This window comes from Psychrobacter sp. PL15 (genome assembly GCF_035984995.1).
Classification (GTDB): domain Bacteria; phylum Pseudomonadota; class Gammaproteobacteria; order Pseudomonadales; family Moraxellaceae; genus Psychrobacter.
On record NZ_JAXCIB010000003.1, the window covers coordinates 111,625 to 136,004 of the forward strand.

The following is a 24,380-nucleotide window of genomic DNA, read 5'->3' on the forward strand; positions in this document are numbered from 1 at the left end:
TAGCCCTAGGGAGCATTATAAACTTGCTACTATTCATGCTGTTTTGCCGCTTCCCATAGCGCGTCCATCTCGGTCACATTACTGTCTTCTAAGCGCTTGCCAACGGCCTCTAATTGCGCTTCGATATAGCCAAATCGCGATTTAAATTTATGTACGCAGGTTAGAGTTGCCGCTTCGGCATCCAGGTTTAGTTTACGAGCCACATTAACCAATGCAAACATACAATCACCTAATTCTTTTTCTATCTCTCTGTTTTTTTCTATTTCTCTGTCTTTTTCTATTTCTTTGATATGTGTCTGTTGTACTTCGGTCACCTGAGCGCGATTTCTATTATCAGCATCAGTTGATATTCGCTCTTTTAATTCATTTTTTAATTCGGCGACTTCTTCATCAAGCTTGTCTAGTGCCCCGCTTACCCCGTCCCAATCAAAACCCAATTTCGATGCTTGCTTTTGTACTTCCTGCGCTTGCATGAGAGCACTACCGGCTTTGGTGACATCTAACCGACGACGCGGCTTGCCGCGTGCGGAGCGTTCTGCCTGCTCTTCAGCTTTAATCTCATCCCAGCGGACTTTTACTGCTGCTTCATCTTCAAGGTTTTCAGCCTCAAATACATGCGGATGACGGCGAATTAATTTTTGTTGTAAGGTAGTGATGACCTCGTCGATGTCAAAACGTCCTTGCTCAGCATACAGCTGACAATGAAAAATAACTTGTAGCAAGACGTCACCAAGCTCACCTTTGATATCTTCATCATCATCGGTCTGTACGGCCTCAGCTAACTCATAAGCTTCTTCGATAGCATACGGAATCAAGCTATGATTGCTTTGCTTTTGATCCCAGGGGCAATCAGCACGCAGCCTCGCCATCAGCGCTAATAAGTCATCCAATTGACCAGTAGCTATAGGCAAGCCTTGAGTAGGTTTGGGCGCAGAAATCAAACGTGGTTCACCAGTTAATATTGCGGTCTGGTAGGCCGCTGATAGACGATTATTTCCTTGGATGCTCATAGTAACTTACTCTTATATTTTACTTATTTTGAATAATGATTAAGGACTGACTGCCCACGTATTTTTTAGGGCATATTTTTTAGTACTGACTTTTTAGGACTTATTTTTAGTTTAGTGTATCATTTAATACTTATCAGCTTATGGTGATGCTGTTTATTTCGTTATTATACAAATATTTATGCGAAAGGAATTTTATACTCATGTCCACCTCCGACCCTGCTCCTATTTCTGGCTATATCAATTCTCACAATGATTTTACCCCTATCAATATTGACTCATTTAAAGCTTATGATATTCGCGGTGAGCTTGGGGTGACTCTTGATGACCATATCGCTTATCGTATCGGTCGCGCCTTTGGCCAGATTTTATTTCAGCGTTATAATGCAGCTTGTGACACTATTGATAACAACGACGTTAATAGTGTTGATGACGCTACTGTTAATGACCGTAATGAATTACAAGGCTTAAAACCAGCCATCGTTATCGGCAGTGATATTCGTGATTCCAGTGAGCAGTTAAAACAAGCCACCATTGCTGGCATTATGGATGCGGGTGTCGATGTCATTGATTTGGGAATGACTGGCACTGAAGAAGTCTATTTTGCCACCAGTCATTATCAGGCGCTTGGCGGCATAGAAGTCACCGCCAGTCACAACCCTATCAACTATAATGGCCTCAAATTAGTCAAAGAACATTCAAAACCGATCAGCGCCGACGATGGCCTAGCAGAAATTCAGCAGCTGGCAGAATCTGGGCAATTTGCGACTGTTAATCAACAAGGCGAAAATAACCAACCTGGCAAACGGCAATTATTGACCGATAAAAGCGCCTATATTGCCCACGTCATGAGCTTTGTTGCTATTGATAAGTTACAGCCTCTAAAGCTAGTTATCAATTCAGGAAATGGTAGTGCCGGACCAGTAGTGGATTTACTAGTCGACAAGCTAATGCAAGCAGGTGCACCAATTGAGGTTATCAAGCTGCATCACGAGCCCGATGGTAGCTTCCCTAATGGTATCCCTAACCCAATGATTTTAGCCAACAGAACGGCTACTCAGCAAGCGGTCATCAACCATAAAGCAGATCTTGGTATTGCCTTTGACGGCGACTTTGATCGCTGCTTCTTATTCGATGAAAATGGCGCATTTATTGATGGCAGCTATGTAGTAGGCATGCTCGCCCAAGCATTTTTAAATAAGTACCCTGGCGAATCAATCGTCTATGATCCACGAGTGATATACAACACCGAAGCCGTGGTCGATACTCATAATGGCAAAGCAGTAATCAGTAAATCAGGGCATTCGTTTATTAAACAGGTCATGCGCGAGTCAGGCGCTGTATATGGTGGTGAAATGTCAGCCCATCATTATTTTCGCGACTTTTGCTATTGCGATAGCGGTATGATTCCCTGGCTATTAACCATTGAGCTGCTATCTATTACCGGCAAGACCTTATCGGAGTTAGTTACTGGTTACATTAAAGCCTATCCAAGTTCAGGTGAGTTGAACTTTCGACTGACTGATCACGATGCACCAACTATTATTAAAGACATTGAAGAAAAATTCAGCATGGAAAATCCGACCAAATCAACACTGGATGGGCTGAGCCTTGATTTTGATGACTGGCGTTTTAATCTACGGGCCTCTAACACTGAGCCGTTAATTCGCTTAAATATTGAAACACGCGGTGATGAGAATTTGCTGGCCACCAAAACCCACGATATTCAACAGTGGCTGGCAAATCAAGGCGCTGTGCCTGCCTAGCCTTTATATCAACCACTTATATTATATTTGTTACAGCACAAAAAGAACGCCTGTTAATCACTAAATTAACAGGCGCTTTTTGATCTTTTGGAGGCTTGCATCTAATAAATACTTATATAGTTAATGAAAAGTAATATCGATACCTAACCTACTGCTGGCATACGTTTTTCTTGCTTGCTGTGCCTACGCAGACAGAGGCTGCAAAAAGCGTATACCAGCAGTACCGTCGCGTTTTTAAGGTATTTTAACTATATCTAACGCAGTAGATTATTAGTTGATAGGCTATTTAGCACGGCCAATACCCATATAATCACCTACTAAGGCATCAATCTGTGGCCGTGTTAAGGCATTTTGAGCGTCAAATATAGGCAGTGCTCGTTGATTAAGCTGTGCCACATCAAGTTGATGTTGGGGTAACAAGGTAATGATAAAAATGGCCTGCGCCATGTCAAGTTGCTGATAAGGACTGGTGACCAATTGTAAAAGTGGTTGATTATCATAACTCGCAGCAAGCTCAGTCTGCGCTTTATCACTATAAACTAGGGTGCGGATATTATAAGACCATAGTAGCTCTAACAATGGATGGATAGCAGATCCTGCCGTGCGACCTGACCCTGATTTGTAGCTGCCGCCCCAAATCATCACTGTTTTATTGTCAATAAAGCCGTCAAAATACTGCCAAAACTTACGGAATATCAGCTCTTTTTGATCCTTATTGATGTGCATAACCGACTGTAATAATGGCATATCTACACTATTTTTCTGTCCTGATTGCTGTAGCTTGTCAAGCTCAGTTGGTAAGGTATTACCCCCAAAGCCCCACCCTGCTTGCAAGTAGCTGCTACCGACTCGCTCATCGAGACCCATAATTCGACTGACCTGCTGAATATCTACCTGCTGACTGTCGGCAAGACGCGACATCTCATTCATGAAGCTCACTCGCGTCGCTAACATCGCCATAATACTACTGCGCGCAAATTCTATCGTGGCAATATCAGCATGATGGCAAGCATGTGCATGCTGCATTAGCGGTTGCAATACCGTTAAGTGGTGACTGCTATCAGGGGTCTTTTCACCCAGCAACCATAATGAGGGTGTGAGCATCGAGCTATAAGTCTCGCCGTCCTGCAAGAATACAAACGGCACATAATAGACCCAAGCCCGCTGTAAGCGCTGTGCCAATACCGAAATACCGCCAAGTTGCTCAATGCCGCTCATAATAATGGGGCGCGTCTGCTGATGACTGTGATTAAATGCTGTTACCCAACTGTCATCCGACCATGTCGTTTTAATACTGTCTAAAAACAACCAATACAACGCAACTTGAGGGTTTTCAATATCTTTAGAGTTTTCAGTTGCTGGCAAGCTATCATTATTGCTGACTGACTCATAAATTTGAATAAGCTGGTCAGCGCTGGTGGGTAACGGCTGACTGATAATTTGCTGCTGCTGGTCATAAAGCTGCCACAACGCCTGCAAATGATGCTCAAAACCGTACTGCTGCAATTGCTGCTCGAGTAGCGTACTATCGGCATATAAATGCACTTGTTGACCTAAGCTGGCCAGCACCACCGCACTAGTAATGGCTTCAATGCCATGCCCAACAATAACGCAAATTGCCGTTTTTTTGGGAGCATAAGCGTGGTTTTTAGTATTAGACGATTTAAAGCTATGCATAGAATCAGAAGACATAGGACTACCTTTATTTTTTAACCCACCAATTAGCGGACAAACGGTTACTATTTATCTTTTTAAAAAAACTTAAGACAAACGTCTGATATGAGCGAGCAGCTGATTAGTGGACGTATCAAAATGGCTGTCGCTATCCTGTTGTAACGCTTGATAAACCGTTTCTGCCATTTGCTTACCCATCTCAACGCCCCATTGGTCAAACGGGTTGATATCCCAAATACTAGCCATCACGTAGACCTTGTGTTCATATAGCGCAACCAACGCCCCCAAACTATGTGGGGTCAACTCATCGATTAATAAGGTAGTTGAAGGCTGATTACCACGATAGTGCTTATATTTATCCGACTCACAAACTGCAGCTACGTCAGTGGGGTCAGTTGGGTCAGTTGGGTCAGTGGGGTCAGTGGGGTCAGTGGGGTCAGTATCAACAATAGCGGCATTACCAAAGGCCAATACGCGACTTTGTGCCAAACAATTAGCTAGTGATAGCTTATGTTGTTGTTGCAATGAGGCATTTTGCAACTCATCACTATAGTGACGAACGCAAGCAATAAAGTCGCAAGAGACATGCTGAGTGCCTTGATGCAGCAGCTGATAAAAGGCGTGCTGAGCGTTAGAGCCGACCTCTCCCCATAAAATTGGACAGGTATCATATTCAATATGCTCGCCACTGTGAGTAACAGACTTACCATTACTTTCCATCTCTAGTTGGGTTAAATAGCTGGGCAAATAGCCCAAGCGCCCATCATAAGGCAGTACTGTGTGAGCATGAATGTGTAAAAAGGTGCTGTTCCAAACCGCCAGCAAGCCCAACAGTACGGGTAAGTTATCAGCAAAATCGGCAGTGGCAAAATGCACATCCATACTATGGGCGCCTGCTAGCAACTCGCGAAACTGTACCATGCCAACGCGGATAGCAATAGCCAAGCCAATCGCTGACCATAAAGAAAAACGCCCACCGACCCAGTCCCAAAGCTGTAGTTGATGCTCAGGGTGAATCCCCCAAGCGCTCATTTTTGCGCTATTGGCTGAGATACCAATAAAATGCCGGCGCAGTACACTGTCTTGGGTACCCGCCCGCAACGTTGCAGTAGCCAGCAACCACGACAGCGCAGTCTTGGCATTAGACAGGGTATCGACGGTCCCAAAAGACTTAGAGGAAATAATAAACAGCGTGGTCTCAGCGTTCAAGCGCTTGAGCAAATTATCAAGCTGGCTGCCATCCATATTAGAAACAAAATGCACTATGATGTCAGTATCTGCCCATTCATCGAGCGCAGTGGTCGCCATTAGCGGCCCTAAATCAGAACCACCCACTCCAATATTGACCACATCAGTAATCGCCTTACCCGAAAATCCGCGCCATGAACCGCTACGGATGCGCTGAGACAAACGCTCAACTTGCGCGAGACTATAATGTACATCAGCCACCACATCTTGCTCACCGACTTGCAACGTTGCAGTAGCTGGTAAACGCAGAGCGGTATGAAGTGCTGCGCGCTCTTCGCTAGTATTGACCATAGCACCTTGCAATAGCGCTTTAATATGCCCTTGCAAATCACAGCTAGTGGCCAAATCCAATAAACTTGCCAGTACCGTATCATCAATGCACTGCTTGCTATAGTCCATGTATAGCGCACCAGATTGGGCACTAAAACGCTGGGTACGATCTTTATCTTGGTTAAATAACGTTGTTAACGGCCGCGACTGGTCGGCCAACTGCTGTAATTGTGACCAGTATTTGGAATCTCGGGCACTATTTTGTACTTGAACTTGCGGCATATTATTCATCAGTTTCTAATTGACGTTCAGCAAAATAAATAAACGCCTGCATATAAGAGCGCATATCACCAGCATCATAGCTGTTACCACGCATGGTAGTGACGTTAACACCATGCTGGCTAATCAGCGCATCAATAGCGTCGGTTAGCTGAATCTCGCCACCCACAGAGGCTGTCGTATTTGCCAAATAATCAAAGATTGCATTACTAAATACATAGCGTCCGACTACCGCCAGCCGTGATGGTGCATCTGCTAGATTGGGCTTTTCAACAAAGCCTGCCACCTTAAAGCTAGCATTGGCAGACATGTCGTCAGCCCTATTTGACTGGCTAGCGGTGGCAGCGTCGCTGTTATTATTACCATCAAAGCTGTCACTAAGTTTAGCAATACCGTACTTATGCACCTCTTTATCAGCCACTTTATCCACCAGTATCTGTGAATGACCGTCGTTGACGAACGCTGCAATCATAAAAGCTAAGTTGTCAGTGGACAGGTCGGTAATGAAGGGGTCCAGCACCACATCAGGCAGTAGTACTGTAAAATCATTATCACCAATGATGGGACGCGCTGCTAACACGGCATGGCCAAGACCAAGCGCTTTACCTTGACGTATCATAGAGACCGTCACATCCTCTGGTAGCCAGTTTAAGCTATCAGCCAGCACATCTTTACCTTTATGACGCAACTGAGTGTCAAGCTCAGCATTGATATCGAAGTAGTTTTCGATGGCGCTTTTTTGGGCGTGACCGACCAGCACGATATGCTTAATACCAGCAGCGATAGCCTCTTCGACCACATAATGAATAGCAGGACGATTGCCTAGTGGTAATAGCTCTTTAGGTATCGCTTTCGACAATGGCAACATACGCGTACCAAAGCCGGCAACCGGAATAACAGCATGAGTGATTTTTTTCATAGTGGTAAGGCTACATTAAAAGGATAAAGTAAATCTCAATAATGAATCATTATTAAGTCAATATGCTGCGATATTTTTTGTATTTTCGGGACGTTTTAGACTTTCAGGGTTGTTATTTCCTAGCGTCTTCTTACTTTTTAGATACGCTGTAACCATCCGGATTCATGCTTTGCCAACGCCAAGTGTCTTGGCACATATCAGCAATGGACAGCTTTGCCTGCCAGCCTAATAATGATTGCGCCTTATCAGCACTAGCATAGCAGCTGGCAATATCACCGGCGCGGCGATCGGCAAACTGATAGGGAATATTTTGTCCAGATACTTTGGTAAAAGCAGTAACTAACTCTAATACTGAGCTGCCTTTGCCAGTACCGAGATTAATGGGTAAAAAACCGACAGCTGATGCCTGTTTTTCTAAATAATTGAGCGCAGCCACGTGACCTTGTGCCAGATCAGTGACATGAATAAAGTCACGTACTCCGGTACCATCCACAGTCGGATAATCATTACCAAAAATACTGAGCTTAGCTAACTTGCCAACTGCAACTTGGGAGATATAAGGCATTAAGTTATTAGGGATATCGTTTGGGTCTTCACCGATTTGTCCTGATGGATGCGCGCCGACTGGATTAAAGTATCTAAGGGTAATTAGACTCCAGTCGCTATCTGATACCACTAGGTCTTCTAAAATATATTCAACGACTAGCTTACTTTGGCCATAAGGGTTGGTACAAGAGCGCGGAGAATTCTCATCGATAGGCAAGCTTTCAGGATCGCCATATACGGTAGCGGATGAGGAAAAGATGAAGTTGTTGACCTTATATTCCGCCATGACTTCCAGCAGATTGACAGTACCGCTAACGTTATTATTATAATACATCAAAGGCTTAGCGACAGATTCACCAACGGCCTTGAATCCAGCAAAATGAATCACGCCAAAGAACGAATGGGCGTCAAACACTTCTCGAAGTCGCTTAGCATCACGAATATCACCTTCGACGAATTCGATAGGGGCAGTAATAATCTGCGAGACACGATTGACAGCTTCATAACTACTATTAGACAGATTGTCATAGATGACAACCTCATAACCGGCTTGATGCAGAGCGATACAAGTATGAGAGCCAATATATCCGGCGCCGCCCGTCACTAATATTTTATTCTTCATACCAACATCCAGAGCAGTTTTTAAAACAAAAAAAAGACACCCCATTGTAGGGGTGTCCTTGATGTTTTTCAATACGGTTTTACTAGTTAGCTAATAGCTCAAATAATAGACTGGCCAAGAGGCCGAAGCCCATACTACCAACCTGTGACTTCTTTCAACTTGTCGCCAAGTTTTGATGGGTCACGGGTATAAGCGATGCCAGCATCTTCAAAAGCTTTGAATTTCTCTTCAGCTGTCCCTTGTCCACCTGAGATAATAGCGCCGGCATGACCCATACGCTTGCCTTCAGGAGCGGTAACACCAGCAATATAGCCAACAACTGGCTTAGTGACATGGTCTTTGATATAAGCGGCCGCTTCTTCTTCAGCCGTACCACCAATCTCACCGATTAGGATGATAGCTTCCGTTTGGGGATCATCTTGGAACAGTTTCAACGCATCAATCTGGTTCATACCAGGGATAGGATCACCACCGATACCGATACAGGTTGACTGACCAAAACCAAGTTTAGTAGTTTGAGCGACCGCTTCATAAGTCAAAGTACCAGAGCGTGAGATGATGCCCACTTTACCTGGCATATGGATATGACCAGGCATGATGCCGATTTTGCATTCGCCTGGGGTGATAACGCCTGGGCAGTTAGGACCTACTAAACGCACATCGCCTGCTTCTTCAAGATAGCGTTTGGCTTTTAGCATATCGATAGTTGGTACGCCTTCAGTGATCACAACGATCAATTTCACACCAGCATCAATCGCTTCAACGATAGAATCGAGTACGAATGGAGCCGGCACATAAATAACAGAAGCGTCAGCTTGAGTCGCTTCCATCGCCTCGCTCATGGTGTTGAATACGGGTAGACCTAGATGCGTTTGACCACCTTTACCTGGGGTTACGCCGCCGACAACTTTAGTACCATATTCGATGGCTTGTTCAGAATGGAACGTACCATTTTTACCGGTGAAACCTTGTACCAATACTTTGGTATTTTTATCGATTAATACACTCATTATTTTATCCTTGTATTCGGTTGTCTTGTAATAGCCGCTTAGCTATTGAATTACTTATCAAGCTAGCTATCATATCCAGCAATAAGTATCAACAACTAAGCTACTGCTATTACGCCTTGACTCCTGTGTTTAAGCGCTTAGGCTTTAACAGCGTCGACAATTTTGTGTGCAGCGTCTGATAAACCTTGGGCTGAAATAAGGTTCAAGCCAGAGTCCTGTAGGATCTGAATACCTTTTTCAGCGTTGTTGCCTTCTAGGCGCACAACCACCGGTACTTTTACGTCGACTTCTTTAATAGCAGCGATAATAGCTTCTGCAATCATGTCACAACGTACAATACCACCGAAGATGTTAATTAAAACACCTTCAACGCTGCTGTCTTCAAGGATAATCTTGAATGCTTCAACAACGCGATCTTTAGTTGCCCCGCCGCCAACGTCCAAGAAGTTAGCAGGCTTGCCGCCATACAGTTTGATGATGTCCATGGTGGCCATTGCCAGACCGGCACCGTTTACCATACAACCGATGTTACCTTCTAGAGCAACATAGTTTAGATCAAACTCAGCCGCTTTTAGCTCACGCTCATTCTCTTGTGACTTGTCTTGTAGCGCTGCAATTTTAGGCAGACGATATAGCGCATTTGAATCGATACCGATTTTGCCATCAACACAAACAATCTCACCGTTTTCACGAATGGCTAATGGGTTAATCTCTAACAAAGCAAAGTCGTTTTCAACGAATGCTTGATAAGCACCCGTCATTATTTTAACGAACTGATTGATTTGCTTGCCTTCCATACCTAATTTAAACGCCACATCGCGCGCTTGATAAGGCATCAGGCCTACTAATGGATCAACGTTGACTTTGAATATTTTTTCTGGGGTCTCATTAGCGACTTCTTCAATATCAACGCCGCCTTCAGTTGAGGCCATAAAGGTTACTCGACGGGTAGCACGATCAACAACGGCGCCAAGATATAGCTCAGTTTGTACTGGGTACATATCTTCTGCAACCAATACGAAGTTGACCGGTTGGCCATCAGCGTCAGTTTGGAAGGTAACTAAGTTAGTACCGATCAAATCGTCAGTCACTTTCTTAGCTTCTTCACGAGTCTTAACCAATTGCACACCGCCCGCTTTACCACGGCCGCCCGCATGTACTTGCGCTTTAATAATTGCGATGTCAGTTGGGGTTTTATCAAAAGCCGCGGCCGCTTCGTCGCCACTATAGGCAATGATGCCTTCTTGAATGGGCAATCCGTAGCTTTTTAATAGCTCTTTGGCTTGATACTCATGTAAATTCATTGATTGTATCCTTTATTTTTTACAATTAATAAAAAGTGAAAACAAGTGCGTCGCAATATCCGTCTGGCGCACTTGCGATCTCAGCAACAGCCTAATAATGACAGCGGTTACTGAGATCAGGTTGTAGCAGAGGCGTTATTTGCGCTTTTTACGTTGGATGGCGTGAATAGCACGGCCATCTGCCGATAAAGCAGCTTCATGGACGGCTTCTGATATGGTTGGATGTGCAAAGGTCATTAACTGTAAGTCTTCAATACTAGAGACAAATTCCATCGCAATCATACCTTGATGGACAATATCGCCAGCACCCGCAGAAATAACATGCATACCTAACAAACGATCTGTTTTAACATCAGCCACAACTTTGACCGAACCTTGTGCTTCACTTTGTGCTAAAGCACGACCGTTAGCAGATAGGTTAAATGAGCCGATTTTAACTTCATAACCTGCTTCTTCAGCTTCTTGCTCAGATAGGCCAACCCAAGCAATTTCTGGATGGGTATAGATAACGTTGATAATAGTATCGTAGTTAACTTGCGCTTTTTCGCCATGCATGCGCTCGGCGACCATGATGCCTTCTTCTGATGCTTTATGGGCAAGCATAGGGCCACGGACTAAATCACCGATCGCATAAACACCGTCAAGGTTGGTTTTGCACTGGTCATCAACATCAATTAGACCACGTTCAGTTAGTTTGATACCGCTATCATCGCCCAGTAATTTTTCAGCATAAGCACGGCGACCAACACAAACGATGAGCTTATCAAAGCGCTGTTCTGAAGACTCGCCTTTATGCTCGGTAGTAACGACCACTTCATCACCTTGCACTTCGGCATTGGTGACTTTAGTATCAACCCGGATATCGAGGCCTTGTTTTTTGAACAGTTTACCCGCTTCTTTGGCCATGTCTTTATCAATAGCCGCTAAGAGTTTAGGTAAGGCTTCATAAACAATAACTTCACTACCCAAACGACGCCATACCGAACCAAGCTCAAGACCAATAATACCTGCACCGATTACGCCTAAACGTTTAGGTACTTCGGTGAAATCAAGCGCACCAGTTGAATCCACGATACGATCATTATCAGTTTTGGCAACAGGAATGTCGATAGGGATAGAACCTGAGGCAAGAATAACATTTTTGGCAGTAATAGTAGACTCAGCATCATCGTCAGCGACAAATTTGACTTTTTTATCGCTACCTTTACCGTCGAGTAACGTGCCCCAACCTTGTAGCCAGTCAATACCATTACCTTTGAATAAACCTTCAATACCGCCGGTCAATTGCTTAACGATACCTTCTTTGCGCGAGATCATTTTTTCGATATCAATAGCAACGTCGCCAGTACTGATACCATGCTCATCAAGGTCATGCTTGGTTGCTTCATAACGATGCGAGGAATCAAGTAAGGCTTTTGATGGGATACAACCCACGTTTAGGCAAGTGCCGCCAAGAGCAGGCTCACCCTTATAAATACGTTTTTCAATACAAGCCACGCTCATACCTAGTTGAGCTGCACGAATAGCAGCGACGTAACCACCGGGACCGCCGCCAATAACGACTAAATCATAATTGTCTTTCATAATATGTTTCCACGATTTATTTATAGTTTAATGTAGTGTTCAGATCATTTAAACAAGCCGCATGCCAACCGTATAGTCAATACGCTACTTCAGTAGGCTATATGCGTTTATCATTGATTGATAATAATGAATGATTACCAGATTTACTTAAAGTATTACTTACACGGTGATGAGATGTGAAGAATAGCTAAGATCTAAATGACTAACATCTAGATGACTAAGTTCTAAATAACTAGGATAACCAAGATAATAGAGATAAAAAGCTTGTATTAGCAGTTGCCAATACAAGCTTGCAAGCTTATAAGTCTAGTAACAGCAATGCTGGATCTTCGACTAGATCCTTGATGGTGACTAAGAACTGTACCGCTTCTTTACCATCAATCATACGATGATCATAAGATAATGCCAGATACATCATAGGTAGAATTTCAACCTTACCATTGACAGCCATTGGACGGTCATTGATAGCGTGCATACCTAAGATAGCGGTCTGCGGTGGATTCAAGATAGGCGTAGACATGAGTGAACCGAATACACCACCGTTTGAGATAGTAAAGGTACCACCAGTCATGTCTTCTAGACCCAGTTTGCCTTTTTGCGCCAGACCGCCAAGCTCACGGATCTTACTTTCGACATCCGCCATGCTCATTTGATCAGTATCACGCAATACCGGTACTACTAAGCCACGATCTGATGATACGGCCACACCAATATCATAGTAACCATGATAAACGATATCGTCGCCATCTAATGAGGCGTTAACCGCTGGGAAACGTTTCAATGCTTCAGTTGCGGCACGTATGAACAAGGACATGAAACCTAGACGGACACCATGACGCTTCTCAAAACGGTCTTTATACTGGGCACGAAGATCCATCAAGGGCTTCATGTTGACTTCGTTGAACGTGGTCAACATCGCCGTATCTTGTGAGGCTGATAACAAACGCTCAGCCACGCGCTTACGCAGACGAGTCATAGGCACACGTTTTTCAGTGCGTTCGCCAGTTGATTCAGCAACAGGACGACCACTGTCAGAAGTGATGCTATTATCCGCTTTCAATGTTGGACTGGTCATATCAGTCTTGGTAACGCGACCACCACGGCCACTACCTTCGACATCTTTAGGGTCGACACCAGACTCTTTGGCTGCTTTGCGTACCGCTGGGCTTTGATCTTTATGATCCGCTTCAACACTGTCTTTTGTATCAGTGCTTTTGTTGTCAGTGGCCTGTACCGGCTCGCCGCCATCAGCTGCTTGTTTTGCTTGCACAGGAGCTGCAGGTTGGTCTGGATCTACCGCAGGTTCACTGCTAGTCTCAGCAGCACCCGCGCTCGCACCAGCTTCGAATTCTGCAATGAGCTCATCAGACAAAACGGTGTCATCAACGTGCTTGACAATCTTAGTGACTACCCCATTATCAGGTGCAACCACTTCTAGTACTACTTTATCAGTTTCGATTTCTGCTAATAAGTCATCACGGTTAACTTGTTGGCCTTCAGTGACATGCCATTCAACGATCGTGCCATCGGCAACCGATTCTGGAAAAACGGGGGCTTTTATTTCAGCCATCGATATACTCCTTAGATTTAGATATTACTATTTATTATTGAGTCGTGATAGGCAGTCAGCTTAAGTAATAAAGGGCTGACTGTCACCGCCTGATTGCTATATCTTATATTGGTAACTTTGGTTCAGATAAACTATTTAGCCAACTCATCGACACTAACGCCAAGACCACCAGCGATTAATGCTTGTTGCTGCTGAAGGTGTAGTTTTGCAGAACCCGTTGCAGGTGCAGCACTAGCTGGACGTGCGACTGGCTCTAATACTCTGGCTTTGGTTGGATGCGGCACCACAATACGGTACATATCAGGAGCCAAGTAATACCAGGCACCTTGATTCAACGGCTCTTCTTGCGTCCAGACAATCTCAGCTAAGTTGCTGTATTTTTCAATCTCAGCGACTAGGCGCGTCTCTGGCAATGGATATAACTGCTCAATACGAACGATAGCAACATGGTCAAGACCTAAGGCACGGCGCTGCTCAAGTAAGTCATAATAAACCTTACCACCACACAATACTAAGCGTGTGATCTTGTCGGCATCTTGCTGATCTATTTCTGGTAATATAGTCTCAAACTTACCGTTAGCCAACTCTTCTAACTGAGAGGTCGCCAGCTTATGACGCAGCAAACTCTTCGGTGACATGACAATCAATGGCTTACGAATTGGACGTACCGCTTGACGACGAAGCGCATGATATATTTGCGCCGGCGTCGTCGGGGTAATGACTTGCATATTGTCTTCAGCACACAGCTGTAAGAAGCGTTCAAGACGGGCTGAAGAATGCTCAGGGCCTTGACCTTCAAAGCCGTGCGGTAATAGCATAGTTAAACCACAAACACGTTGCCATTTGGTTTCACCACTAGCGATAAACTGGTCAATGACCACTTGTGCGCCGTTAACAAAGTCGCCAAACTGTGCCTCCCAAACGATTAATGAATTCGGAACTGTGGTCGCATAACCATATTCAAAGGCCAGAACAGCTTCTTCTGATAGCAATGAGTTATAAATGGCAAAACGCGCCTGAGTATTGCTCATATGAGCGAGCGGTACGTACATGCTACCGTCATTGATATTGTATAGCTCGCTATGGCGATGAGCGAAAGTACCGCGGCCCACATCTTCACCAGTAATACGGACCAATACGTCATCATGATCTACCAGTGTTGCATAGGCTAGAGTCTCAGCGGCACCCCAATTTAAAGGCTCTTCGCCAGTTTGCATAGCCAAGCGCTGATCAACAACTTTTTGTACTTGACGCTGTAGCGTGTAGCCCTCTGGCATTTCTGCCATGCGACGACCATAGCCTTTTAGGATTTCAATATCGACACTGGTATCCCAATCATCCACTAAATCGTGGCCCAAATAAGGCGCCCAATCAATGAACAGTTCAGTATTGGGCTCAAGCACTAAGGAGTTAACCACATACTCGCCACGATCAAGTGACTCGCGGTAATTGTCCTCATACTTGGTTTCTTCTTCACTACTAATAACGCCCTCTTCAATAAGCTTTTTGGCGTATATGGCACGAGTAGTCGGTAGCTTTTTAATCACTGCATACATTAGAGGCTGAGTCGCTGATGGTTCATCCGCCTCGTTATGACCGTTACGGCGATAACAAAATAAATCAATGATAATGTCTTTGCCAAACTCATGGCGATAATCTAATGCTAATTGCGCCGCGAATACTACTGACTCAGGATCATCACCGTTGACATGCAAAATAGGCGCATGTACCATTTTTGCGATGTCAGTGCAGTACTCAGTTGAGCGTGCGTCTTCTAAGCGGCTGGTGGTAAAGCCTACTTGGTTGTTAATCACAATATGTAGCGTACCGCCTGTGGTATAAGCACGGGTTTGCGACATCTGGAAAGTTTCTTGTACCACCCCTTGGGCGGAAAATGCAGCATCACCATGAACCACGATTGGCAATACTAAATTACCATCGGTGTCATTACGACGAACTTGGCGGGCGCGTACCGAACCTTCTAGTACAGGTGATACGATCTCAAGGTGCGAGGGGTTAAAGGCTAATGCTAAATGGGCCTCACCACCTGGGGTCATGACGTTAGATGAGTAACCGTTATGATACTTTACATCGCCTGAGCCTTTTTCTGGCTGGACTTTACCATCAAATTCGTCAAACAAATCGGCTGGATTTTTGCCCAACACGTTAACCAATAAGTTTAAGCGTCCACGGTGAGCCATACCAATGACCATCTCTTTAGTGCCATAGCTACCCGCACGTTGGATGATTTCATTAAGCGCAGGGATAAAGCTTTCACCACCTTCTAAACCAAAGCGCTTTACACCCGTATATTTACGGGCTAAATATTTCTCTAGACCTTCGGCAGCCGTTAAGCGCTCAAGAATGGATAAGCGTTTTTCTTGATCAAACTTAATATAACCTAAATTAGTTTCAAGATATTTTTCCATCCAGCGTTTTTCAGTGCTGGAGGTGACGTGCATATATTCTATGCCAATATAACGGCAGTAAACACGCTCCATGATTTCGATAATCTCACGCAGCGGTGCTTCAGTCTTACCAATATTTAAATCACTAGTGGGATATATAGTGTCAAGGTCGGTGTCTGATAGACCGTGATAAGCAAGGCTTAAATCTTCAACCTCGGGCCGTGGGTGCAGCTCTAGAGGATCAAGCTTAGCGCGACGATGGCCACGACGACGGTAAGCAGAAATAAGCTGCTGTACACCCATTTGCTTAGGATTGAAAGCATTGGTTGAACTGGTAGTTGCTGTAGTGTTGGCCTCAGCGCTACCTTTGTTAGCCGTTTGATTACGGGCAAGCAGTAAAAACTGTTCTTTAATCGCGTTATGTTTAACGTCATTAGGGGCTTGATACTGTTTAAAGTAATCTTGCCAATCCGTATCGACGCTATTGGGGTCGCTTAAGAATTGTTCATAGAGAGATTCAATATAATGGGCGTTATCAGCGGCAAGCTCAGTATGGGCTACGCCAGCTGCTTCTTTAGTTATACTATTCATAATGATCGTCTATTTGATAGATAAATGAATGGAATCGAGCTTATTTTTGTGTAATCCGTCCTATGCTAGGCGCTTGGACAGGTTGGTTGGATTATACTATTAGATACTATCGTCTAGGAATGCTATTGCTGATCGTTGATGTTGTAGATAGTTGCTATTAGACAGTTACTATAAGTCATAATATGAAGCTCACTTTTTCTCATAACTTACTTCGTTATGATTATCGTCGAGTTAAACAATAGGTAGTGACGTTAAGCAGTTATTACAATAGCAATGTCGCACTGATAATTATTTGTGAACGTCCAGTCTTATTAACAGCCTCGTTTCACAACATTAACTTATATATACTCAATTCGACCATAACTAATATATTGATAACGACACCGTCTAGTAAAAAATTTTTAATAAGCGGTAGTGTTACAGGCCAGTCAAAGATATTTTTCTGTGGCCAATATCTGTTATTTTTTGTGCTGAATATAAATTGCTGTCTAGGGTAGCATGCATAAATTAGCTGCCATAGTTTGTTTGTTCAATACTAGGTATTTATGTAATAAATATCTATAGCAAGCTTCATTTTTTATCTACTGACTAGTAGTAGTGAATGGTAAATAAGTCATAATAAAGATAATGTTAAATAATAATTGAACGGTGATAAAGTTACCGCTGCTATGATAGCATTTTTACAGGCCTATTTTTATCTCAAGTCATAGATATTGGTATTGTTTTGTGAAACTATAAGTTGCTATACAGTAAGAGCAATGCAGGGACTCAGCTATAGTCTCAATATGTTGTGTTATCACATTATGATATCAGTTGAGCCCATTGCCATTTATAGACGTTACTTTAGCTTTCGCCTCTTTTTATTTCGTTTACGCTCAATTATTTTCGTTTAAGCTCAACTAAAGTCAATGGAAAGTAATATCGATACATAACCTACTGCTGGCATAAGTTTTTCTTGCTGTGCCTACACAGACAGAGGCTGCAAAAATTTTATACCAGCAGTACCGTAGCGTTTTTAAGGTATTTTAACTATATAGCTAGCTGCTCCTTAATATGGCCCTTGTTGCTCACTACTAACGTATCTCTACTATAGTTTTACCTTGAGATAATGAGTCGTTATAGCTTTGTTAAATAATAGTAAAAAAGTAACCAATGCTTGTCTCCACCCTATTTCTGTTTTAACGATAATAAATAAAAAACACCGCCCAATGATTGGGCGGTGTTTTTTATTACATTCTGTCAATGATCAGCTGGCTTAACCTGCTTCATCAAGCAACATACTACGTAGATTACCAATTGCCTTGGTCGGATTTAGACCTTTTGGACAAACAGACACACAGTTCATAATACCGCGGCAACGGAATAGACTAAACGGATCATCCAAACGTGACAAACGAGCTTGGACATCGTTGTCACGACTGTCGACCACAAAGCGATTTGCGGCGAGCAGTGCAGCTGGCCCTAAGAACTTATCAGGGTTCCACCAGAATGATGGGCAGCTGGTCGAACAGCACGCACATAAAATACACTCGTACAGACCATTTAACTTGTCGCGCTCCTCAGGAGACTGCAAGCGCTCAGTTGGTGGTGCTGGTTGATCATTGATTAAGTAAGGATGCACTTTTTCATATTGCTCATAGAACTGGTTCATGTCGACAACCAAATCACGAACGACTGGCAAGCCTGGTAACGGACGAATGGTCACTTTTTCAGGCAAGGTGTTCATGTTGATTAGACATGCCAAGCCATTTTTACCATTAATATTCATCCCATCAGACCCGCAAATACCTTCGCGGCATGAGCGACGGAAAGTGATGGTTTCGTCTTGCTTTTTTAGGCGCAATAAAACGTCAAGTAACATACGGTCTGACTCAAGTAGCTCAACCGTATAAGTTTGCATACGCGGCGCTGCGTCCTGATCAGGATCGTAGCGATAGATTTCGATGGTGCGAGTACCTCGGCTCATAATGCTAAACTCCACACATAGGTGATGGCGGGCTGACAAAAGAGGCATCATAACAGCGCTAAAATCACTCTGGTTTATACTAGCGCTGGCATGGGTTTGTCGCTGGCAGTCACCTTTTTAATAAATTAATAAGGGATAAAACGTTTAAGCTATTTGTACACCTAAAATACGCGATTGTTTACTAACCATAAAACTGATTAGTAGACGCGGACTTTGGGCTCAATATAATCTACGGTTAATGGAATTTTGCGTACCGGCTTATAGACAATTTTGTTACCTTCAGAATACCACAAGGTGTGCTTCATCCAGTCGTGATCGTTACGACCGTTTGGTGCATAATCATCATCTTCTGGACGATCATAGTCCGCTACACTGTGCGCGCCACGACTTTCATGACGATGGGCTGCCGATACCATAGTCGCTTTCGCCACCTCGTAAAGGTTGGCCACTTCAAAAGCCTCAATACGTGCAGTATTAAATACTTGTGACTTATCAGTAAGATGAATTTGATCAATCTTGTCGCCTAGCGCTATAATTCTTGCAACCCCTTCATCCATCATAGCTTGGGTGCGGAATACGCTCGCATGCTTTTGCATGATTTCGCGAATCTCATCAGCCACATCTTGCGCATTGTAGCCTTCAGTAGACTGTTGCAACTTGTCTAAACGATTGACCGTAAAGTCGAGCACCTGTGGATCAAGCGGTTTGTAAGTATGATCAGCATGATGATATTCATCAACGATATGTTTGCCAGCAGCGCGACCAAAGACCAATAGATCAAGCAATGAATTAGTCCCTAAACGATTAGCACCATGGACACTAACACAGGCACATTCACCGATCGCATACAGACCTTTGACCACAGTACCTTCGTTATATATACCGTCTTCATCAGTACCTGCTTCTAGATCAGGCGTGATCACTTGACCATGAATGGTGGTAGGAATACCGCCCATCATATAGTGAATGGTTGGGATAACTGGAATAGGCTCTTTAGTGATGTCAACGTTTGCAAAGTTTTTACCAATCTCAAATACCGATGGCAAGCGCTTCATAATCGTTTCAACCCCTAAGTGAGTCATATCCATAACGATATAATCAGCGTTAGGGCCACAACCACGGCCTTCTTTGATTTCTTGGTCCATAGAACGTGACACTAAATCGCGTGGTGCCAAGTCTTTTACAGTAGGCGCATAACGCTCCATAAAGGCTTCGCCATCTTTATTACGTAAGATAGCCCCTTCACCGCGGCAACCTTCAGTCAATAGTACACCAGCGCCTGCCACACCCGTTGGGTGGAACTGCCAGAACTCCATATCCTGTAGCGGTACACCAGCACGCACCGCCATACCAATACCGTCACCAGTATTGATATAAGCATTAGTGGATGCGGCAAAGATACGGCCTGCACCACCGGTTGCTAAGACAGTAATCGGTGCTTGGAATACCGCGACCGTACCAGTTTCTTGCTCAAAAGCGATAACGCCATTAATGTTGCCGGCTTCGTCTTTGATTAAGTCAAGCGCAATCCACTCGATGAAAAACTGCGTACCTCGTTCAAGGTTTTTTTGATATAGCGTATGTAGCATTGCATGACCCGTACGGTCAGCAGCAGCACAAGCGCGTTGAACGGCTTTTTCACCGTAGTTTGAAGTGTGACCACCAAACGGACGCTGATAAATCGTACCATCTTCATTACGGTCAAATGGCATGCCCATGTGCTCAAGCTCGTACACCACTTTTGGTGCTTCGCGGCACATGTATTCAATAGCGTCTTGATCGCCTAGCCAATCTGACCCTTTGACGGTGTCATAAAAGTGAAAATGCCAGTTGTCATTACTCATGTTGCCAAGGCTGGCACCAATGCCACCCTGAGCGGCAACAGTGTGTGAACGAGTTGGGAATACTTTGGTAAGTACCGCAACATTCATACCCGCTTCGGCTAGATGTAGTGAGGCACGCATACCTGACCCACCACCGCCAACGATAATCGCGTCGTAGTTGAGGGTCTTGATGTTACTGATGGTATTATCTTGTCTTGTTGCCATTACGATTTTCCTAATGCCTGTTGATGCTTGCGAAGTAAATACAAAAATTGTCTAATGAGCCACTGGGTCTAAATTAACGACCCTACATTGCCGGGTTTATTTTGCTCAGGCCAAATTACTAGCTATTTTGCATGTCCAGTTATTGTATGAGTGACTCAAACAACCCTCAACCACTTACTAAAATTTGCATATTCATCGTTATATAGGGCGTAGCTCGTTACTGTGTGAAAAAGCCAGCACAACATAAACTCATGAACCTTATATGGCTATCAACAAACTGCTTTTAAACACATCAACAGTCGATAAATCTGACTGAGCAGTTCGTTATTATTTATGAGCTATCAGTTATAGATAATAAATTATTAGCTGTAGCTAATGACTCATAAGGTTTAGACGTTAAACAGCGACGGCACCAAAGCCGTTACCCCAAAAAATCATAATGCCCCAAATTAGAAAAACTAAAATAGCGATAATCATAAATGCTTGTAACACCAAACGTAGGCCGGCGGCTTTGGGACCTATTTTGCTAGTCGTAATGTAATCGGTAAATACCGTCCACATACCGACCCAGGCATGTCCAGCGAGCGCAATAATAGTCACCAAGCTGAGCAAGCGCATTGGCAAACTGGTCATAAAGCTTGACCATTCGATAAAGGTCACATTACCGTGGATTAAGAAAAAAGCCAGTAGTACCACACTATAGACCGCTAAGACCACAGCACTAATACGCTGGACAATCCAGTCACGTGAGCCTGACCCTGTGAGACCGGTAGCGCTTTTTATTCCTGAATTATTTCTACTCATTAGAACATCACCCATATAAATGACGCGACAATTAGGATCGCTGCAATCACGAAGCTGACTATGGTCACCGTACGTGCAGATTTCAGCTCTTCATTACTGCCATAATCAGCAACTAAATGCTTGACACCCATCACAAAGTGATAAGCAATGAAGGCGACGAATACCCACGCTACAAAGCGGATAAAGATGTTATCGAACACGGTCTCAAAGCTCTCAGGCGACGCCAAAGAGGTTTGTAGTATCCAAAGCATGACAGGAATAAGTAAAAATAGCATAATGCCAGATATGCGATGCAAAATTGAGGCTATCGCGATCGGTGAGCTGTTAACGCTAATCACTTGGCTCAGAGGCAGATTTATAGGTCGGTTGCTTTTCACAGCGGGCATCCTTTTGCGGTTATACTCCTGTGACTGCTGAAATGCCTAGTAATACTAATTTACGCTCAGCATCGAGCAACACATGAGACTAATAAAGTAAGGAAGAGCTAGCTGACTTCTTCCAGTTTGCGCCAAATCTGAATAACGGGTCATGTCGGTCATACAAGGTATTGATAGACTATTTAATATGTAAAATTAACCAAATAGACTTATCCATATAACAAGTTACTAATTCGATAGCTGTTTGACAGTATTAACAATGAACAGTATTGAGAACTGTCCTTGCTTAAACCAATGAGATCGATTGGCGACTCTATTGTTAGATTAAGCACTGTATCGTTGATAAAGTCCCTTAACGAAAAAAAGATAACGCTACTGAGTCATCTCTATTAAGGTAAGCTTCACTATCAACTGTCTAAACATAGAACAGATAATAAAAATATTCAAGCCATAAGCTTAGGTCCAGTCTATAAAATAGCGCTTCAATCGTAACAAAATATGAACATATCATACTCTAATTGCTGAAATATTATGACCACTTATCGTTTCACACAAGCCAGTGCCAGTTAAATTCCTATCATTATAAAATGACTGGCCGACAATTACAAATTTATCCCCTAAATAGTGGATATAGGAAAAGCTTTAACAAAACATTAAGAATCAGCAATATTATATTCTCAATGTGACTCACTCCTAAATCTAATTTGATTCATCTACTACTCATGTACTGTCAGTTGCTAATCGAATAAATAAAAATAAAAACGGTGCTGCATTAATAAAAAGATTTAAATCTTATCAGGATAAGCGGCTTTCTTCTATTCTTGCAAAAAGGCTATTTTTACCCTGAATAACCAAGCAGACATATTTTGATACAAAAATTACAATAGATAAATGCCCTGAAACCACGTGAATCAGGGACATTGCTACTAAAAGTCTTTTCAAAACCTCTCTAATTACTGCTAGTATAGCCGGAATATTGAATTAGTTGAGCTCATGTTTGACAGTTTGACTAGTAATGACGCGAGGGTATGCGTCGATAGCATTTTTATTCTAACAAGCTAAAACCAATGGAGAGGAACTTATGGCTGACAATAAAGCCACACTAACCGTAGATGGTGAAGAATATCAACTTCCTATAACTAAAGGTACTTTAGGACGCCCAGTTATCGACGTAGCCGCTTTACAAGAAGCCGGCTACTGGTCTTATGACCCTGGTTTTAAAGTCACTGCGCCTGTTGAGTCGAAGATTACCTACATTGATGGTGGTAAAGGCGAGTTATTATATCGCGGCTACCCTATCGATCAATTAGCAAATAGCGCTGAATATTTAGAAGTGGCCTATGCGCTCGTTCATGGCGAACTGCCTAACGCTGAGCAAAAGAAAGACTTTTATGAAAAAGTCCGCAAACACTCAGGGGTTCATGACCAACTGCGTAAATTCTTTGAAGGCTTCCGCCGTGATGCACATCCAATGGCTATTATGGTCGGTGTGGTCGGTGCTTTGTCTGCGTTCTATCACGAAGGCTTAGATGTTAGTGAAGAGCTGCATCGCGAAATCACCGCCATTCGCCTGATTGCTAAAATGCCAACGCTTGCTGCGATGAGTTATAAATACTCACAGGGCGAACCGTTCATGTATCCACGTAATGACTTCAACTATGCTGAAAACTTCGTCTATATGATGTTTGCCACGCCTGCTGATGTTAATTATAAAGTAAACCCAATAATTGCCAAAGCACTCGACAAAATCTTTACCTTGCATGCCGATCATGAACAAAATGCCTCAACGTCTACTGTACGTTTGGCAGGTTCTACTGGTGCGAACCCTTATGCTTGTATCGCTGCTGGTATCGCAGCCCTTTGGGGTCCCTCACATGGCGGCGCCAACGAAGCAGTGCTTGAAATGCTTGATGAAATTGGTACGGTTGAAAACGTTCCTGCATTTATGGAAAAAGTAAAAAGCCGTGAAGTGAAGCTGATGGGCTTTGGCCATCGGGTCTATAAAAACTTTGATCCACGCGCACAAGTTTTGAAAGAAACTTGTGATGAAGTTCTAAAAGCATTAGGTATCAACGATCCTAAGCTTGAACTTGCTATGGAACTGGAAAGAATCGCTTTAGAAGACCCCTTCTTCATCGAGCGTAACCTGTATCCAAACGTTGACTTTTACTCTGGCATTATCTTAAAAGCCATTGGTATCCCAACCTCAATGTTTACGGTAATTTTCTCATTGGCTCGTACCTCAGGTTGGATCAGCCATTGGTTAGAAATGCACAGTGCACCGTTCAAAATTGGTCGTCCTCGTCAGTTGTACACCGGCGAAACCCATCGCGAATTTGTCAAAATCGAAGACCGCAAATAGGTCCGCTATGCTAAAACTTGACCAT

The 24,380-nt window shown here is 43.6% G+C and carries 16 protein-coding genes; 2 read left to right on the forward strand and 14 right to left on the reverse strand.

Features of this window, described 5'->3' with window-relative positions:
- Positions 1-29: 29 nt before the first annotated feature.
- Positions 30-869, reverse strand: coding sequence for a nucleoside triphosphate pyrophosphohydrolase (mazG, locus tag RCH20_RS03535; protein ID WP_442793096.1), 840 nt, complete (start codon positions 867-869; stop codon positions 30-32).
- A 341-nt stretch (positions 870-1,210) separates the two neighbouring features.
- On the opposite strand from mazG, the gene RCH20_RS03540 reads away from it, so the two are divergent.
- A complete protein-coding gene (locus RCH20_RS03540) occupies positions 1,211-2,773 on the forward strand; it encodes a phosphomannomutase CpsG (RefSeq protein WP_327192617.1) in 1,563 nt (520 codons plus the stop codon).
- Positions 2,774-3,055: 282 nt separating this feature from the next.
- Here RCH20_RS03540 and RCH20_RS03545 read toward each other — a convergent pair whose 3' ends face one another.
- The 13 genes from RCH20_RS03545 to sdhC all read right to left on the reverse strand — a co-directional run bounded on the left by RCH20_RS03545 (position 3,056) and on the right by sdhC (position 22,002).
- Positions 3,056-4,465 carry a UDP-glucose/GDP-mannose dehydrogenase family protein gene (locus tag RCH20_RS03545; RefSeq protein ID WP_327192618.1) on the reverse strand — a complete coding sequence of 470 codons (1,410 nt, stop codon included), beginning with the start codon at positions 4,463-4,465 and terminating at the stop codon, positions 3,056-3,058.
- Positions 4,466-4,534: 69 nt separating this feature from the next.
- Positions 4,535-6,256 (reverse strand): glucose-6-phosphate isomerase, encoded by a 1,722-nt coding sequence (pgi, locus tag RCH20_RS03550; protein ID WP_327192620.1) that lies wholly within the window; start codon positions 6,254-6,256, stop codon positions 4,535-4,537.
- On the reverse strand, positions 6,249-7,163 hold the full coding sequence (locus tag RCH20_RS03555; RefSeq protein WP_327192621.1) for a UTP--glucose-1-phosphate uridylyltransferase: 915 nt from the start codon (positions 7,161-7,163) through the stop codon (positions 6,249-6,251). The genes pgi and RCH20_RS03555 overlap by 8 nt, the downstream gene beginning before the upstream one ends.
- 130 nt (positions 7,164-7,293) lie before the next feature.
- The gene (gene galE / locus RCH20_RS03560) at positions 7,294-8,331 is read right to left on the reverse strand and encodes a UDP-glucose 4-epimerase GalE (protein WP_327192622.1); all 1,038 of its coding nucleotides are present in this window, start codon (positions 8,329-8,331) and stop codon (positions 7,294-7,296) included.
- Positions 8,332-8,465: 134 nt separating this feature from the next.
- Positions 8,466-9,341, reverse strand: a complete 876-nt coding sequence (sucD, locus tag RCH20_RS03565) for a succinate--CoA ligase subunit alpha (protein WP_209955862.1) — start codon at positions 9,339-9,341, stop codon at positions 8,466-8,468.
- 137 nt (positions 9,342-9,478) lie between these two features.
- Positions 9,479-10,645, reverse strand: a complete 1,167-nt coding sequence (sucC, locus tag RCH20_RS03570; protein ID WP_209955864.1) for an ADP-forming succinate--CoA ligase subunit beta — start codon at positions 10,643-10,645, stop codon at positions 9,479-9,481.
- A gap of 135 nt (positions 10,646-10,780) precedes the next feature.
- Complete coding sequence (gene lpdA, locus RCH20_RS03575; protein WP_209955866.1) at positions 10,781-12,229, reverse strand: dihydrolipoyl dehydrogenase; 1,449 nt, start codon at positions 12,227-12,229, stop codon at positions 10,781-10,783.
- A gap of 298 nt (positions 12,230-12,527) precedes the next feature.
- Positions 12,528-13,799, reverse strand: coding sequence for a 2-oxoglutarate dehydrogenase complex dihydrolipoyllysine-residue succinyltransferase (odhB, locus tag RCH20_RS03580; protein ID WP_209955867.1), 1,272 nt, complete (start codon positions 13,797-13,799; stop codon positions 12,528-12,530).
- Positions 13,800-13,930: 131 nt separating this feature from the next.
- Positions 13,931-16,798: a 2-oxoglutarate dehydrogenase E1 component gene (locus RCH20_RS03585; protein ID WP_209955870.1), complete on the reverse strand. Its 2,868-nt coding sequence runs from the start codon at positions 16,796-16,798 to the stop codon at positions 13,931-13,933.
- A 1,255-nt stretch (positions 16,799-18,053) separates the two neighbouring features.
- Positions 18,054-18,764 carry a succinate dehydrogenase iron-sulfur subunit gene (locus RCH20_RS03590; protein WP_209955872.1) on the reverse strand — a complete coding sequence of 237 codons (711 nt, stop codon included), beginning with the start codon at positions 18,762-18,764 and terminating at the stop codon, positions 18,054-18,056.
- Between the two features lie 197 nt (positions 18,765-18,961).
- Positions 18,962-20,812, reverse strand: coding sequence for a succinate dehydrogenase flavoprotein subunit (gene sdhA, locus RCH20_RS03595; protein ID WP_209955874.1), 1,851 nt, complete (start codon positions 20,810-20,812; stop codon positions 18,962-18,964).
- 396 nt (positions 20,813-21,208) lie between these two features.
- Positions 21,209-21,595, reverse strand: coding sequence for a succinate dehydrogenase, hydrophobic membrane anchor protein (sdhD, locus tag RCH20_RS03600; RefSeq protein ID WP_327192753.1), 387 nt, complete (start codon positions 21,593-21,595; stop codon positions 21,209-21,211).
- 20 nt (positions 21,596-21,615) lie between these two features.
- Positions 21,616-22,002, reverse strand: a complete 387-nt coding sequence (gene sdhC / locus RCH20_RS03605; protein WP_209955879.1) for a succinate dehydrogenase, cytochrome b556 subunit — start codon at positions 22,000-22,002, stop codon at positions 21,616-21,618.
- Positions 22,003-23,074: 1,072 nt separating this feature from the next.
- On the opposite strand from sdhC, the gene gltA reads away from it, so the two are divergent.
- Positions 23,075-24,355, forward strand: coding sequence for a citrate synthase (gltA, locus tag RCH20_RS03610; protein WP_327192623.1), 1,281 nt, complete (start codon positions 23,075-23,077; stop codon positions 24,353-24,355).
- The last annotated feature ends 25 nt before the right edge of the window (positions 24,356-24,380 follow it).

What these genes read in the sequence shown, in the direction of transcription:
- lpdA (WP_209955866.1), bottom strand. Translation starts at nt 12,229, where the DNA reads ATGAAAGACAATTATGATTTAGTCGTTATTGGCGGCGGTCCCGGTGGT.
- sucD (WP_209955862.1), bottom strand. Translation starts at nt 9,341, where the DNA reads ATGAGTGTATTAATCGATAAAAATACCAAAGTATTGGTACAAGGTTTC.
- RCH20_RS03555 (WP_327192621.1), bottom strand. Translation starts at nt 7,163, where the DNA reads ATGAAAAAAATCACTCATGCTGTTATTCCGGTTGCCGGCTTTGGTACG.
- sucC (WP_209955864.1), bottom strand. Translation starts at nt 10,645, where the DNA reads ATGAATTTACATGAGTATCAAGCCAAAGAGCTATTAAAAAGCTACGGA.
- mazG (WP_442793096.1), bottom strand. Translation starts at nt 869, where the DNA reads ATGGCGAGGCTGCGTGCTGATTGCCCCTGGGATCAAAAGCAAAGCAAT.
- gltA (WP_327192623.1), top strand. Translation starts at nt 23,075, where the DNA reads ATGGCTGACAATAAAGCCACACTAACCGTAGATGGTGAAGAATATCAA.
- pgi (WP_327192620.1), bottom strand. Translation starts at nt 6,256, where the DNA reads ATGAATAATATGCCGCAAGTTCAAGTACAAAATAGTGCCCGAGATTCC.
- RCH20_RS03590 (WP_209955872.1), bottom strand. Translation starts at nt 18,764, where the DNA reads ATGAGCCGAGGTACTCGCACCATCGAAATCTATCGCTACGATCCTGAT.
- sdhC (WP_209955879.1), bottom strand. Translation starts at nt 22,002, where the DNA reads ATGCCCGCTGTGAAAAGCAACCGACCTATAAATCTGCCTCTGAGCCAA.
- RCH20_RS03540 (WP_327192617.1), top strand. Translation starts at nt 1,211, where the DNA reads ATGTCCACCTCCGACCCTGCTCCTATTTCTGGCTATATCAATTCTCAC.
- galE (WP_327192622.1), bottom strand. Translation starts at nt 8,331, where the DNA reads ATGAAGAATAAAATATTAGTGACGGGCGGCGCCGGATATATTGGCTCT.
- odhB (WP_209955867.1), bottom strand. Translation starts at nt 13,799, where the DNA reads ATGGCTGAAATAAAAGCCCCCGTTTTTCCAGAATCGGTTGCCGATGGC.
- RCH20_RS03545 (WP_327192618.1), bottom strand. Translation starts at nt 4,465, where the DNA reads ATGTCTTCTGATTCTATGCATAGCTTTAAATCGTCTAATACTAAAAAC.
- sdhA (WP_209955874.1), bottom strand. Translation starts at nt 20,812, where the DNA reads ATGGCAACAAGACAAGATAATACCATCAGTAACATCAAGACCCTCAAC.
- RCH20_RS03585 (WP_209955870.1), bottom strand. Translation starts at nt 16,798, where the DNA reads ATGAATAGTATAACTAAAGAAGCAGCTGGCGTAGCCCATACTGAGCTT.